Below are 14,707 nucleotides of genomic sequence, written 5' to 3' on the forward strand. Positions count from 1 at the left end.
AATTCCTTTGGACTTGCCACAAAATCGCGGCTATAGTATAGTATATTATGCGCAACTTGTGGAGAATTTTCACAGGAATAAATAATAAGGGTGATAAAAGAATGAATAATTATCAAGTGTTGTTATATTACAAATACACAACGGTTGATGATCCAGAACAATTTGCTAAAGAACACCTCCAATTTTGCAATAGCATCGGTCTTAAAGGACGGATCTTAGTTGCAACGGAAGGTATCAACGGAACAGTCTCTGGAACAATCGAAGCTACAGAAAAATACATGGAGCATATGCATGCCGATAGCCGTTTCCACGACATGGTATTCAAAATCGACCCCGCTGACAAGCACGCATTCAAAAAAATGCACGTTCGGCCTCGTCCAGAAATCGTCTCACTCTCGTTGACAGAAGATGTCGATCCACTAGAAGTGACTGGTGATTACCTTAGCCCTGCTGAATTTAAAGAAGCTTTATTAGATGAAGAAACTGTGATCTTAGATGCTCGTAATGATTATGAATTTGATTTAGGTCATTTCCGCGGTGCCATTCGTCCTGATATCCAAACATTCCGGGAACTTCCTGAATGGGTAGAAGAAAACCGCGAACAATTAGATGGCAAAAAAATCGTTACTTATTGTACAGGTGGTATCCGCTGCGAAAAATTCTCTGGTTGGCTAAAAACAGCTGGCTTTGAGGATGTAGGTCAGTTACATGGCGGAATTGCAACTTATGGTAAAGACGAAGAAATGAAAGGTCAATATTGGGATGGTCAAATGTATGTCTTTGATGAACGTATCAGCGTGCCGATCAACCAAGTCGACCCAACGATCGTCGGACATGATTATTTTGACGGTACACCTTGCGAACGTTATATCAATTGTGCGAATCCGTACTGCAATAAGCAGATCCTTGCTTCGGAAGAAAATGAAGAAAAGTATCTGCATAGCTGTTCGCATGAATGCCGCGTTCATCCCGATAATTTATATGTGAAAAAACAGGAACTGAGCGAAGCAGAATTAGAAGCTCGCCTTGAAGCGATCGGCGAAACTCTGCAAGCTGAAACGTCTCGTTAAATAAAAAAAAACGCGTGAGCACCATGTAGATGGTTTTGCTCACGCGTTTTTATTTGCTGCGATTTTCCTGCCATTCTTTCAGATGCCCGTATAAAGCGATCGGTGTTTGTCTTACTTCTTGGATATCTTTTGCATTGGCAAGCAAAAATAACGATGTCAATTGTTCTTTCCACGCTTCGATTTGCGCGATCGTTTTTTCGACCCCATGTTCTTTTAACTTCAGCAACAATGGACCAGACATGCCAACCGCATTTGCACCAAGAATCAGTGACTTAAGCATATCAAGTGGATTTTTCACACCGCCGGAGGCAAGAAAATCAACATCTGTGACTAATTGACAGTCAAGCAGCGACTGTGGGGTCGTGATTCCCCAATCTGTCAAATAATCATAAGCATGATCGCGTCGACGGTCATTTTCAATCGCTGCAAAATTAGTTCCGCCTTTGCCTCCTACATCGATCGTTTTGACACCGATTCGTTTCAATAATTCCGCTGTTTCCCTCGTGATCCCGAATCCGACTTCTTTGACTATGATCGGAATCGAAAGCTCTTTCTGATACGTTTCGATGCTTTTAAGCCAATGGGCAAAATTGCGATCGCCTTCTTTCATCACAAGTTCCTGAACCGGATTGATATGAATCTGCAGCGCATTGGCTTCGATCATTTCAACCGCACGAAGCCCGTCCGCCACTTTTATTTCTGGGCTGACATTAGCAAATAAGACGCCATTCGGGTTCCTTTTCCGCGCGATTTGAAAGGTGTCTGCTAATTCGGCATTTTTCAAAGCAGAAGATTGTGAGCCAACAGCCATTGGTATTCCAGTAGCTGCGGCAATTTCAGCAAGGTTGCCATTGATTTCCTTAGTATGTCTGCTTCCGCCAGTCATTGCATTAATGTAAAGCGGAAATGGTATGGCGATGTCTGCGATCGTCGTTGATAGATCAATATCTGCATAATCATATTTTGGAACGGACATGCCAATGACTTCTATCTCTTTGAATGTATCGCCCGCCAGCTCTTGATTTTGTTTGAGCGCTAGCGTGACATGCTCGTCTTTTCTTCGTTCTCTTTGCAGGTTTTCATTTTTATCCATTTTCTTCTCCTGTCATTTTTCTTTTCTTTCAAAGTAGGTTTTTTTCTCCATTGCGTTGGGCTGATATACTTCTCCGTCTGCGAGCAGTAAGAGTCCGTGATAATTTTGGATATCATCTTCACAATCTTCGCAGTAGACGACTTCTTCTGGATTCCATGCTGCCAGAAGAATATCTTTTTTGACAGCGTGTTCCGGATATTTTACGCGCCAATCCGAGGCGATCGCATGATATTTTTCCAGCGCTTCGTTCTTATCTTGAAATTCGTAGGTTTCTGTTATTGTTTCTTCCCATTCTTCAAAAAACCACCATGGTTCATAATCAGCTTCTGTTACTAGTACTTGCCACTGTGTCATGGTAAAACCCCTAACTTTTCTTAATGGGTTTATTATAACATACTACATTTAACAAATTCGCATTCTATGTTTTGAAAGCGGGTAAAAAAACGGGTACACTAGAGATATAGTAGATACGAAAGGAATGGTGAGTCACTTGACACAGAAAACAGCAATACTACGTGTTACTGGAATGGTGCAAGGTGTGGGATTCCGTTATACGACGAAGCACATTGCGTATAAATACGACATTAGCGGTACCGTCAAAAATTTGGATGACGGCAGTGTGGAGATCCAAGCGCTCGGTGAGGAGTCCAAGCTAGATCAATTTATTGAGGCTGTCAAAAAAGGGCCTTCTCCAAGTGCCCGCATCGAACATGTCTATATGTATATGAACGCTCCCGTCGAAGAGCGCCGTACATTTGATATTATTTACTAATAGTTGTTGAATTAACAAGTCGTTTGGATTATAGTTAGAGAAGTAATCTATAATGATAAAGGAGCGACAATTCATGTTGTTATCCACCCTACAAATATTCCAAGAACCAGATTTCATCGCAATGACAGTCACATTCCTCTTGGTTCTTACTGTGCTAAGGTATTGGACCGTCATTTCGTTTCTGAAACCTTCTATGACAGTGGGACAGGGATTTTTTCCAGCGATCGAATTACCGCTCAATAAGGAAAAGGAAACCTTTCCGATTCTACTGGACTCGCTGATCGTTTGGTTAAGTCTTTTGAAGCGGCAACATACCTTTACGGATGAAGATGCCTCTATTTCCTTTTCTAACTGACGAACATAGATTTTTTAATTAGGAGGAAATAGTAATAGTGAAAAAGAAATATGTCATACTCATGTTAGTCGCATTGGGAGCGCTCTTAGTATTAAGTGGTTGTAGTTTAGACCCTTCCCAAAATCAAGATGGTTTCTTCAATGTTTATTTGATCAAGCCTTTCGCAAGCGTTATTAAATTCTTTGCTTCTTTCTTTGATGGTAGCTATGGGATCGCGATCATTATCACAACGATCATCATCCGTGCCATCATCATGCCATTAAATCTGCGTACGGCAAAAGCGCAAATGGGCATGCAAACAAAGATGGCTGCTGCCAAACCTGAGATTGATGATATCCAAGCACGAGTAAAACGAGCTGCTACGAAAGAAGAACAAGTCAAGATCCAGCAAGAAATGACGCTCGTATATCAAAAATATGACATCAATCCATTGCAAATGGGCTGTTTGCCACTGATTATCCAAATGCCGATCTTGATGGCATTCTACTATGCGATCCGTGGTTCCCAAGAAATCGCAACACATACGTTCTTGTGGTTCAACCTTGGACATCCTGATATGGTTTTAGCGATCCTAGCCGGACTTGTTTACTTGCTGCAGTACTTTGTTTCCATGATCGGCAATACGCCGGAACAAAAGAAACAAATGCGAGTGATGGGACTGATTTCCCCAGCGATGATCCTGTTCATCTCTTTCTCAGCGCCGTCAGCACTTGCGCTTTACTGGGCAGTTGGTGGTCTTTTCTTAGCCGGACAAACATTATTGACCAAAAAACTTTACATGAATAAACATCCGGAGATCAAAGAGATCGAAAAAGAAGAGCAAGAAATCCAAGACATGCTCGACAAAAATAAAGAAAAATAAGAAAAAGTCACTTATCCAGCGATAAGTGGCTTTTATTTGTTTGCTGTTTCAGCAACACGATACTTCGTCATTTTCGTGATCAGATCATATGGAATTGGTTGATCGTATGGAAACTGGACTGTTCCTTTGGACGTTTGATAGTTGGCCAACTCTTTTTGAAAGTGGACGATCGCTTTTGGTGTCGGATAAATCCCTAAATGTTTTTTCGCTGCGGCAAAATGAATCAGATTTTCTCCTTGATGAAATGTCGGAATGCCGTAACTTATTTTTTCATTGGCTTCCGGCGCAGCTGCTCGAATCGTCTTCCTTACCTTCTCTAAGATTGGTTGCACTGCCGCAGGAGTATTGGCGATATACGCTTCAACTGTTTGGCTATTCATACTAACTGCTCCTTTCTAAAAAAAGCACCAATGGCAAGCATTGGTGCCTTTTGTTAAGCTTTCTTTTCGATCCGATCGATCATTGGCAATGTGATATGGATGGAGGTCCCTTTATCTACTTCGCTTTCTGCAGAAATAGTACCCAGATAGCCTTCTACTAGCTGTTTCGCGATAGCAAGACCTAAGCCATTGCCGCCTTTTTCACGGCTTCGAGCTTTATCTACCCGATAAAAGCGATTAAAGATCTTATCGATTTCTTCGCTGGAAATACCGACACCGTAATCACGGACGGTAATAACCGCCTTATCATTGTTGGCAGTGATCTCCACATCGATTTGCTTGGAATCACCAGAATATTTCACCGCATTATCCATAATGATGATAAGAATCTGCTCCAAATGGTTAAGCTGAATCAGTGCGCTAAGCCCCTTCACCTTCTCATCGAGATGAAAAGTAAACTGCTCATACATCACTTCAAAGTTACGGCATACTTGCTCGACCGTAGCGTTGATATCTGATATTTGTAGTTCTTTTGTTTGTGAAACTTGCTCAGCACGGGAGAGATCCAGCATTTCCTGGACTAGTTTTTTCATTCGTTCTAGTTCTGTTAACGAAGCATGCAGCGACTCGTCTAAAACGGCAGGGTCATCTTTCCCCCAGCGGTTGAGGAGCTTCAAATGTCCTTCCATGATCTGTACAGGTGTCCGCAATTCATGCGAGGCATCCTCTACAAATTGTTTCTGCTGTTCAAAGCTCGTTTCGATCCGTGTCATCATATCATTGAAGATAACCGTCAATTCGCCGATCTCATCTCGGGAATTTGTTTTTGGTTCGATCCGCTTTTGAAAGCCATTTTTACGAATATCATTCATTGTTTTTGCCATTTTTGTGAGCGGGTTTAGGAAATTTTGCGCTAACAAATACCCTAACATACCACTTAGAAACAATGCAACGGCGCCAAGCACAATGATAGTGATAAGTAGTTTGTTCATCATCTTATTATAAGAAGTGAGCGGATTGACGACTTGGGCATAGCCGATGATCTTGGAATTATCACGGCCAACGATCGGCATTTGGGCAATGATCATTTTTTTACCGTCGATCTTTGGTTTACTTGAAAAAGAAAAGCCCGTATTATTCATAAAGTATTTGCTGAAATCATGTTTTGCTACTTCTTTACTCTGTAGGAAGATATATTTATTGATAAAATCGCCGTTCGCATTGTACGTGATCAACACTTGATCCTGGATCTTTCCGCTCACACTAAGGTTTTCACGAAAAAGTTCCATGACTGCTTGCGAATCATTAAGATTGCGTGCTTTCAGCAAACTAGTCGTAGAAGCTAACAGGTCGTTTACTTTTTTCTCTTCTTCGTTTAGCAGCATTTGGCCGATCCCTTGAAAAATCGCGTAAGAAAACAAGAAAAATGTCAGAAAGATCGCTGCGCTCGCACCAAATGTCCATTTAAATTTCAGTGAGCGGCTTTTTAATGAGAATACGCTCTGCTTCATGTACGCATCACATATCCCGTACCGCGTACTGTTTGGATATAGCTCTCTTCGGAAGGATGGTCGATTTTATTCCGCAAATAACGGACGTATACATCGACTACATTCGTCTCCACCTCAGTTTCATAGCCCCAAACTTTATTTAACAATACTTCTCGAGTCAGTACGATATTGATATTTTCCATCAATGTCAACAATAACTCGTATTCACGCTTCGTCAGGTCGATGATCTCATCGCCACGTTTGACGATACGGTTTTCTTTTTCAACAACGATATCCCGATATTCCAATGTGGTCTGTTTTGCGGCTTCTTCCGCATGCTCTACGCGTCGCAATAAAGAGCGCAGACGTGCCAGTAATTCTTCGATCGCAAATGGTTTAACAATATAATCATCCGCACCATGATCAAGTCCAGAAACACGGTCGATCACGGAATCACGGGCAGTGATCATGATGATCGGTGTTTGTTTGACCTGGCGTAAGCGGCGACAGACTTCTACACCATTCAAATGTGGTAGCATCAAATCGAGCAGGATCGCATCCCAGTCTTCATTCAAAGCAAGTTCCAAACCGCTGCGTCCGTCATTGGCAACTTGTGTTTCGTAATTTTCGTGTTGCAGTTCTAGTTCAATAAACCGCGATAAATTCTTTTCGTCTTCTATGATTAAAATTCTACTCACTAGTCTCTTCCTCTCTTTCGAGCATTCCTATTTCTATTGTAACGAACTTTTGGTTAAAAACAACTAATAATAGGCGGAATGATAAACATTTCTTGCTAAACTCAGCAAGTTATCAGAATAAGTCGTTTTTTGTCATGGAATTCTCATTTTATGCATAAAAAAAGAGCACTTAGACACCGTTCGTCTAAGCGCTCTTTCCAATAATTATTCTTGGATTTCTGGCCATTCTGTATGGAAGATGCCTTCTTTATCCACACGTTCATAAGTGTGAGCACCGAAGTAGTCACGTTGTGCTTGGATAAGGTTAGCAGGTAATACTTCCGCACGATAGCTATCGTAATAGCTGATTGCAGCGGCAAATGTCGGTACTGGAATACCAGCTTTGACTGCTTCTGCAATGACATTACGCAAGTCATCTTGATAGTTATCCGCGATGTCTGTGAAGTATGGATCCAATAATAGGTTGTTAAGATTTTTGTCGTTATTATAAGCATCTGTGATTTTTTGTAAGAAACGAGCACGAATAATACAGCCGGCACGGAAAATCTTCGCGATCTCACCGTATTGCAAGTCCCAGTTATATTCATCGCTTGCAGATTTCATTTGTGCGAAACCTTGTGCGTAAGATGCGATCTTACTGAAGTATAGGGCACGGCGTACGGATTCGATAAATGCTTTTTTGTCGCCGCTGAATGCCGCTTTTTTAGGACCTTTTAGGATCGAACTTGCATGAACACGTTCAGTTTTAAGTGCTGAGATATAACGGGCAAATACAGATTCTGTAATCAAGGAAAGCGGCACGCCAAGATCTAATGCGCTTTGGCTTGTCCATTTACCTGTACCTTTTTGTCCAGCTTTGTCTAAGATGATATCAACGATCGGTTTACCAGTTTCTGGATCTTTTACTTTTAAGATATTTTTAGTGATCTCAATAAGATAGCTATCTAGTTCGCCTTCATTCCATTCTTCAAAGACATCTGCTAATTCTTCATGAGATAGGCCAGCAACATCTTTTAAAATGTGATAGGCTTCGGCGATCAATTGCATATCTCCATATTCAATACCATTATGCACCATTTTTACGTAGTGTCCAGCACCGTCAGGGCCAATGTAAGTGACACATGGTTCTCCGTCTGCTACAGCTGCGATTTCTTGTAAAATAGGAGCAACTAGATCGTACGCACGACGTTGACCACCAGGCATGATAGAAGGACCTTTTAGCGCACCTTCTTCACCGCCGGATACACCAGTGCCGATGAAGTTGAATCCTTCTTCGCTAAGTTCCTTGTTGCGGCGGATCGTATCTTCAAAGAAAGCATTTCCGCCATCAATCAATATGTCCCCTTCATCAAGGAAAGGTTTCAAGGCATCGATCATCATATCGGTAGCTTCTCCAGCTTTTACCATAATCAGAATGCGGCGTGGGATCTCAAGGGAACCAACAAACTCTTCTAAACTATAAGTCGGAACCAATTTTTTATCTGCATTTTCTTCCATTACTGCTTTTGTTTTTTCAGAAGAACGGTTAAAAATAGATACGCTATGTCCACGACTTTCAATATTCAAAGCCAAGTTACGTCCCATTACGCCCATTCCGATAACGCCAATTTCTTGTTTTGCCATGTTTTTATTCTTCCTTTCCAATATAATTGAACAATATTACTTGTTCTCTTGTGATGTTAGCTAATTCTTTCAACAGTATTTACTATATCAAAGAAATAGAACTCTCGCAATGTTTCAGCTTGATGTTTCTCTTCATTTAATCTACCGCTTTTGTGCAAAGTGAGCAAACTAATGCAGCTAAAGTTTGCAAGTTATGGATCGATATATTTTCTTCGGCTGTATGCATGTTGGCAAAGCCTGCTGCAAGAAGCAGTGTCGGTTTTCCTTTTGTATTCCAAATATTTGCATCGGTGCCGCCTGATAATTTCATTTCATATAAAGGTATATTAGTGGATTTGCGTAATAACTGGATCGCTGGATGCCCATTTTCAAGTGCAAAACCAGGGTAAATAATTTCCAACTCGCTTTTGACAGCACCTAGGATTTCTTGTTGTAGCATCGTTACAGCTTGATGGAGATAAGTAGACAATCCCGTCACTGCTTCTGGTGTCTCTATACGGACTTGAAGCGTGAAACTAGCTGCTGCCTTGCCAAAAAACTGCTCGACTTGCCAAGTTATTTTGCCAGGATACGCTTTTAAAATTTGCAAAAATCGTTTGGTTAAAGCGGCTCTTGATTGCGTTTCTGGCAAATCCATGTCGATTGTCCAGATAAAAAGGCTATCGCTGTAGGACTGGTATCCTCCCACATCTCCTGGAGCATCTAGACAATAGCCAAATTCGGCAGCAATTTTCTCAGCGGGAAAACGTTTGCTCCCGATCAGTCCGGCTTCTTCTTCTGTTGTAAAGATCCAGTCTATTGGCCCATGTGCCACCTCTGCTTTTACGAGATATTCCATTGCCGCAAGCATCGCTGCCACCCCAGCTTTGTCATCTGCTCCCAGATATCCCCCATCTTCAGCGCGAATGACTCCTTCTGTGTTACGAACTCCATTAAAATGACCTAGAAAAGTACTTGTATCTAAATGGCTTAAGAAAAATAAATGTGGATGATCGCCATAGCTTCCTTCCTGATGGACTACAAGACAGCCTGATTCCTTCGCTTCCGCTGTAAGCTTTAATCCCAATGTTCTTGCTTTCGTCTCTATGTAAGCGATCAATTCATCTTCACCACCCGATGGAGTTGCCATCTTGGCGATCGTTAAAAAATAATCGATTGCGTTTGTTTCTATCACGTTTTGCTGCCTCCTTTTTTCTAGTATACCAATAAACCTATTTAATTTGCAGAAATGACTTGCAGTTTCCTTTATTAATCAGTAAAATAAGGGTAATGATTCAGTCGGGAAGGAGCAAAATGCTTTCATGTCTAACAAAAAATTTGTACGTTTTGTGGTTATCTTGATGTTAGTCGCAATCGTGGCTTCTAGCGTCATGACTGGCGTTTTAATGCTTTTATAGTTTTAAAAGACCCACTCCAGGAGTGGGTCTTTTTGTGCTTTACTGGTGCAAAAAAAAGAGTAGTACAAAGCGTACTACTCAAAAACATCTAGGGAGTTTAGGGGTATGGATCTAGATGTATGATACTTTACCCGCATGCCTATAAATCAAACCTTAATAAATTTCTGTATTTGCTTCGGAAATCTTTTCGATATTCGCTTTCACAGCTTGCAGGAACTTCCCTGCGATCAGCCCATCTAATATACGATGATCGATGGAAAGACATAAGTTGACCATATCGCGTACAGCGATCATTTCATCAATGATGACCGGACGCTTTACGATAGACTCTACTTGCAAAATAGCTGCTTGCGGGTGGTTGATGATCCCCATCGATTGGATCGAACCGAACGAACCCGTACTGTTGACAGTGAAAGTTCCGCCTTCCATATCGCTTGAGGTCAATTTGCCGCTGCGAGCTTTATTGGCAAGTTCGGTGACTTCTCTGGCAATACCTTTGATCGATTTTTCATCGGCATGCTTGATCACTGGCACATAGAGCAGGTCTTCTGTGGCAACGGCGATCGAAATGTTGATCGCTTTGCGTTGGATGATCTTTTCGCCAGCCCAAGTGCTGTTGAGTTCAGGAAATTCTTTCAGCGCTTGTGCAACTGCTTTGATGAAAAAGGCAAAGTAGGTAATGTTGTAACCTTCTTCTTTTTTGAATCCCGCTTTGATCTTATCACGGTAACGAACGAGGGACGTTGCATCCGCCTCTACCATCATCCATGCATGCGGAATCTCTTGTACGCTTGTTACCATGTGCTTCGCTATTGCTTTCCGAACGCCGCCTACAGGAATCTCTTTATCACCTTGTTCAGTAGTTGCTACAGGGCTAGCAGTAGCCGGTTTAGCTGGTTCTGATGCTGAGACATTTGTTGCTTGAACTGTTTCGGTCTGTGGATTTTCCACGTAACGAAGAATATCTTTTCTAGTGATTCGACCGCCTTTCCCAGTTGCGGAAACTTGCGCGAGATCAATATTATGTTCCCCTGCTAAACGAAGTACTGCTGGCGAAAAACGTCCAGTTGCTGCCGACTTTTCGCTAGCTATTTCTGTTTTCGGGGCTTCCTTTGGTTGTTCTTGTTTCGGTTCAGAGGTTTCTGTGCTCTCAGTTGTTCTTGCTTCCGTCGTTTCGATCGTACAGATCACTTCACCGACTTCTAGTGTTTCGTCTTCTGCAGCGATTAATTCTTTGACGATACCACTGAAAGAAGATGGTACTTCTGCTGTTACTTTATCTGTCAAAACTTCTGCTAATGCATCGTATTTTTCGACTTTGTCTCCGGGAGCGACCAGCCAGCTGCTGATGGTTCCTTCTGTCACACTTTCACCTAATTTGGGCATCGTTATTTTTTCAATTGCCACGTTATTTCACTCCTCTATCCACGATTAGAACTCTGCTAATTCCCGCATCGCCGCTTCTACTTTTTCAGGATTGATCATAAAGTATTTTTCCATTGTTGGTGCAAATGGCATCGCCGGTGTATCTGGACCTGCAAGTCTATTTATTGGGGCATCCAGCTCAAACAAGCAATGCTCTGCAATGATAGCAGCAACTTCGCTGATGACGCTTCCTTGTTTATTATCTTCTGTTATTAATAATACCTTACCCGTTTTTTTAGCAGCCTCGATGATAGCCTCTTGGTCAAGTGGATAAATCGTCCGCAAGTCGAGAATATGACTGCTGATTCCATCTTCTGCCAAAATTTCCGCGGCTTGCTCCGCAAACGAAACAGCTAGTCCATAAGTGATGACTGTAATGTCGTCTCCTTCGCGAACTACATTTGCTTTGCCGATCGGAACCGTATAATCTGTTTCCGGAACTTCGCCTTTTAATAAGCGATAAGCCCGTTTATGTTCAAAGAAAAGCACGGGATCTTCGTCGCGGATAGCAGCTTTCAATAAGCCTTTCGCATCGTAAGGATTCGATGGTACGACGATTTTAAGACCCGGTTGCCCAAAAAAGACTTTTTCAAGGGATTGTGAATGGTATAAAGCACCATGGACACCGCCGCCAAATGGAGCACGGATCACGATCGGACAGCTCCAGTCGTTATTAGAACGATAGCGAATACGCGATGCTTCGGAAATGATTTGGTTGACTGCTGGTAGGATAAAATCGGCAAACTGCATTTCGGCAACAGGACGCAATCCGTACATTGCTGCACCGATCCCAACCCCTGCTATTGCTGATTCGGCAAGCGGTGTATCTAAAACGCGGTCTTCGCCAAATTGGTCATAAAGACCAACCGTCGCTTTAAAGACGCCTCCTTTTTTACCGACATCTTCTCCTAAAATAAAAACGTTATCGTCGCGCTCCATTTCTTCGCGCAACGCCATTCTAATGGCATCGATATATGATATGACAGGCATTTGTTTGTATCCTCCTTTACTTCGCGTCTTCTGCATAGACATGACGTAGTGTATCTTCTGGAGCTGCATAGGCAGCATTTTCGGCATAATCTGTTGCTTCATTGACTTCTTGATTGATGGCCTTTTCCATTGTTTCAATAGCTGCTTCATCTAAAAAGCCGGCTTCAATCAATTCTTGTTCAAATATTTTAAGCGGATCTTTTGTTTTCGCTGCATCTACTTCTTCTTTGGAACGGTAAGAACGATCATCGTCATCGGAAGAATGCGGTGTAAATCGATACGAGACGGTTTCGATCAATGTTGGTCCTTCGCCATTTCTAGCGCGTTCAACGGCACGTCTGAAAGCACTGTATACACTTGCCATATCATTGCCGTCCACGCTTTCGCCAGGAATGCCGTAACCGATCGCCCGGTCTGCTAATGTTTTGGCAGCATATTGTTTTTCTGCTGGAACGGAGATCGCATATTTATTGTTGTGGATCACAAAAACGACTGGCAATTTATGTACACTCGCAAAGTTGATCCCTTCATGGAAATCGCCTTGGTTGGAAGATCCTTCCCCTGTAGAAGTATAGATCGCAATATCCTCTTTTTTCATTTTTGCTGCCAGACCGATTCCTGCTGCATGCGGGAATTGCGTCGTTACTGGCGAACTTTGAGTGACGATTCGATTTTTCTTTTGGCCAAAATGAGCAGGCATTTGTCTGCCACCGGAGTTTGGGTCTTCTGCTTTTGCAAAAGCAGATAACATCAATTCCTTAGCGGTCATCCCAAAAGCAAGTACTACAGCTAGATCGCGGTAATACGGAAGTGCATAATCTTTTTCAAAGTCAAAGGCAAAAGCAGCACCGATCTGTGCAATTTCTTGTCCTTGTCCGGAGATCGTGAACGGGATCTTCCCGGAACGGTTAAGCAGCCACATCCGTTCATCTAATTTACGTGAAAGTAGCATCACCCGATACATTTCCACGGCTTTTTCTTTTGATAAATCAATATCTTTCAAATTCATTTGTTTCTGTCCCTCCTTTGATCTTTATCCGTGAACCGCATTTCCGTCTACTGCCAGAGCAGCTTCATTCAACGCCTCTGAAAGCGTAGGGTGCGGGTGGATCGTATTGCCGATCTCCCATGGAGTAGCGTCCAATACTTGTGCTAGCGCAGCTTCACTGATCAGATCCGTCACATGTGGACCGATCATCGCAACGCCGAGGATATCCTCTGTTTCTTTATCAGCAATGATTTTTACAAAGCCGTCTGAATCACCGAATACAAGCGCTTTGCCAATACCTCGGAAAAAGAATTTACCTTTTTTCACTTGATGACCACGTTTTTTAGCTTCTTCTTCGGAAATGCCGACGCTTGCGATTTCTGGCGCAGTATAGACACATCTTGGTACCAAGTCATAATCCAAAGCTTCCGGTGACTGGCCTGCGATATGTTCTGCGGCGATCGTTCCCTCGTGCATAGCTACATGAGCAAGCTGGAGTGTCGGGATACAATCACCAATCGCATAAATATGGCTTTCTTTAGTTTGGTAGTTGCTATTTACTTTGATAAAACCCTTTTCAACAACGATATCTGTATTTTGCAGGCCGATCGATTCGATATTCGCTGCCCTTCCTACAGAAACTAACATTTTTTCAGCGGTAAAGCTTTGCTCTTCGCCACCAACGATCGCTTTGATCGTCACGTGTTCAGCCGTTTTTTCTAGGCTGTCCGCTTGCACTTCTGCGCTGGTCACGATCGTCATTTTTTTCTTTTTATAAAGGCGTGTCAACTCTTTGGAAATTTCTTTGTCTTCTAAAGGAAGCAAGCGATCTGCATATTCCAAAACAGTAACCTCAACACCGAAATCGTGCAACATGGATGCCCATTCCATTCCAATCACACCGCCACCAACGATCACGATCGACTTAGGAAGTTCTTCAAGGCGAAGTGCACCATCCGAAGAGAGCACTTGCGATTCGTCGATTGTCAGACCAGGTAAGGAGCGTGGTCTTGAACCAGTTGCGATGATCAGATTTTTGGGGATCAGCATTTGATTTTCGGAACCGTCAGCTGGCTCTACAGAAATCGTTCCCGCAGTTGGCGAGAAGATCGAAGGGCCTAAGATCGTCCCTGTTCCTTCATATAGATCGATCTTTCCTTGTTTGAATAGTTGATGGATCCCTTTTTCAAGTTGATCGACCACCTTTTGTTTACGCAGTTGTGCTTGGATAAAGTTGACACCGACAGCCTGTGTGCCTAGTTCGATTCCAAAGTCTCCCGCATTTTTGACAGTCTGCAAAACTTCTGCAGATCGTAGCAGTGCTTTCGTGGGGATACAGCCGCGGTGCAAGCATGTTCCGCCTAATTTGTCTTTTTCTACAACAGCCACTTTTTTACCAAGTTTTGCTGCGCGGATCGCCGCGACATAACCTCCTGTGCCGCCCCCTAGAATGACAACATCATATTCCGTAGCCATTAAATAGCCTCCTTCAAATCTTTCAGTTTCAAATAAACCGCTTTCTGTATTATTGTAACATGTCTTTTTTTGATAATAGAGCGGTTTG

Annotated in this window: 16 protein-coding genes; 5 read left to right on the plus strand and 11 right to left on the minus strand. The window is 42.6% G+C overall.

Features of this window, described 5'->3' with window-relative positions:
* The first annotated feature begins 101 nt into the window (after positions 1-101).
* Positions 102-1,070 carry an oxygen-dependent tRNA uridine(34) hydroxylase TrhO gene (gene trhO / locus HMPREF0556_RS04555; RefSeq protein ID WP_040486475.1) on the plus strand — a complete coding sequence of 323 codons (969 nt, stop codon included), beginning with the start codon at positions 102-104 and terminating at the stop codon, positions 1,068-1,070.
* A 49-nt stretch (positions 1,071-1,119) separates the two neighbouring features.
* Here trhO and fni read toward each other — a convergent pair whose 3' ends face one another.
* The gene (gene fni / locus HMPREF0556_RS04560) at positions 1,120-2,163 is read right to left on the minus strand and encodes a type 2 isopentenyl-diphosphate Delta-isomerase (protein WP_003755985.1); all 1,044 of its coding nucleotides are present in this window, start codon (positions 2,161-2,163) and stop codon (positions 1,120-1,122) included.
* 12 nt (positions 2,164-2,175) lie between these two features.
* Entirely contained in the window at positions 2,176-2,517 is a 342-nt protein-coding gene (locus HMPREF0556_RS04565) for a DUF1033 family protein (RefSeq protein ID WP_003755987.1), read from the minus strand.
* 136 nt (positions 2,518-2,653) lie between these two features.
* On the opposite strand from HMPREF0556_RS04565, the gene HMPREF0556_RS04570 reads away from it, so the two are divergent.
* From HMPREF0556_RS04570 to yidC, 3 genes are all read left to right on the plus strand, one after another.
* A complete protein-coding gene (locus HMPREF0556_RS04570; protein WP_036104200.1) occupies positions 2,654-2,935 on the plus strand; it encodes an acylphosphatase in 282 nt (93 codons plus the stop codon).
* A gap of 73 nt (positions 2,936-3,008) precedes the next feature.
* On the plus strand, positions 3,009-3,290 hold the full coding sequence (locus tag HMPREF0556_RS04575) for a hypothetical protein (protein ID WP_050776988.1): 282 nt from the start codon (positions 3,009-3,011) through the stop codon (positions 3,288-3,290).
* A gap of 37 nt (positions 3,291-3,327) precedes the next feature.
* Complete coding sequence (yidC, locus tag HMPREF0556_RS04580) at positions 3,328-4,152, plus strand: membrane protein insertase YidC (protein ID WP_003755991.1); 825 nt, start codon at positions 3,328-3,330, stop codon at positions 4,150-4,152.
* Positions 4,153-4,184: 32 nt separating this feature from the next.
* Here yidC and HMPREF0556_RS04585 read toward each other — a convergent pair whose 3' ends face one another.
* The 5 genes from HMPREF0556_RS04585 to HMPREF0556_RS04605 form a co-directional block, all read right to left on the minus strand.
* On the minus strand, positions 4,185-4,532 hold the full coding sequence (locus HMPREF0556_RS04585; RefSeq protein WP_003755994.1) for an iron chaperone: 348 nt from the start codon (positions 4,530-4,532) through the stop codon (positions 4,185-4,187).
* A gap of 53 nt (positions 4,533-4,585) precedes the next feature.
* Positions 4,586-6,043 (minus strand): HAMP domain-containing sensor histidine kinase, encoded by a 1,458-nt coding sequence (locus HMPREF0556_RS04590; protein ID WP_003755995.1) that lies wholly within the window; start codon positions 6,041-6,043, stop codon positions 4,586-4,588.
* Positions 6,040-6,720, minus strand: coding sequence for a response regulator transcription factor (locus HMPREF0556_RS04595; protein WP_003755998.1), 681 nt, complete (start codon positions 6,718-6,720; stop codon positions 6,040-6,042). Before HMPREF0556_RS04595 ends, HMPREF0556_RS04590 begins: the two co-directional genes overlap by 4 nt.
* A 204-nt stretch (positions 6,721-6,924) precedes the next feature.
* The gene (gene gndA / locus HMPREF0556_RS04600) at positions 6,925-8,364 is read right to left on the minus strand and encodes an NADP-dependent phosphogluconate dehydrogenase (protein WP_256595288.1); all 1,440 of its coding nucleotides are present in this window, start codon (positions 8,362-8,364) and stop codon (positions 6,925-6,927) included.
* A 115-nt stretch (positions 8,365-8,479) separates the two neighbouring features.
* Positions 8,480-9,517 carry a M20/M25/M40 family metallo-hydrolase gene (locus HMPREF0556_RS04605; protein ID WP_003756003.1) on the minus strand — a complete coding sequence of 346 codons (1,038 nt, stop codon included), beginning with the start codon at positions 9,515-9,517 and terminating at the stop codon, positions 8,480-8,482.
* Between the two features lie 127 nt (positions 9,518-9,644).
* Between HMPREF0556_RS04605 and prli42 the strand changes: the two genes are divergently transcribed.
* The gene (gene prli42 / locus HMPREF0556_RS13305) at positions 9,645-9,740 is read left to right on the plus strand and encodes a stressosome-associated protein Prli42 (RefSeq protein WP_115345574.1); all 96 of its coding nucleotides are present in this window, start codon (positions 9,645-9,647) and stop codon (positions 9,738-9,740) included.
* A gap of 153 nt (positions 9,741-9,893) precedes the next feature.
* On the opposite strand, the gene HMPREF0556_RS04610 is transcribed toward prli42, so the two are convergent.
* From HMPREF0556_RS04610 to lpdA, 4 genes are read right to left on the minus strand one after another with little or no spacing between them, the layout of a single operon-like run.
* Positions 9,894-11,147, minus strand: coding sequence for a dihydrolipoamide acetyltransferase family protein (locus HMPREF0556_RS04610; RefSeq protein WP_003756005.1), 1,254 nt, complete (start codon positions 11,145-11,147; stop codon positions 9,894-9,896).
* A 24-nt stretch (positions 11,148-11,171) separates the two neighbouring features.
* Positions 11,172-12,155, minus strand: coding sequence for an alpha-ketoacid dehydrogenase subunit beta (locus HMPREF0556_RS04615; RefSeq protein WP_040486476.1), 984 nt, complete (start codon positions 12,153-12,155; stop codon positions 11,172-11,174).
* Between the two features lie 16 nt (positions 12,156-12,171).
* Positions 12,172-13,164, minus strand: coding sequence for a thiamine pyrophosphate-dependent dehydrogenase E1 component subunit alpha (locus HMPREF0556_RS04620; RefSeq protein WP_003756008.1), 993 nt, complete (start codon positions 13,162-13,164; stop codon positions 12,172-12,174).
* A 24-nt stretch (positions 13,165-13,188) separates the two neighbouring features.
* Complete coding sequence (lpdA, locus tag HMPREF0556_RS04625) at positions 13,189-14,619, minus strand: dihydrolipoyl dehydrogenase (protein ID WP_003756010.1); 1,431 nt, start codon at positions 14,617-14,619, stop codon at positions 13,189-13,191.
* Positions 14,620-14,707: the final 88 nt, after the last annotated feature.

Source organism: Listeria grayi DSM 20601 (assembly GCF_000148995.1).
Lineage (GTDB): Bacteria > Bacillota > Bacilli > Lactobacillales > Listeriaceae > Listeria > Listeria grayi.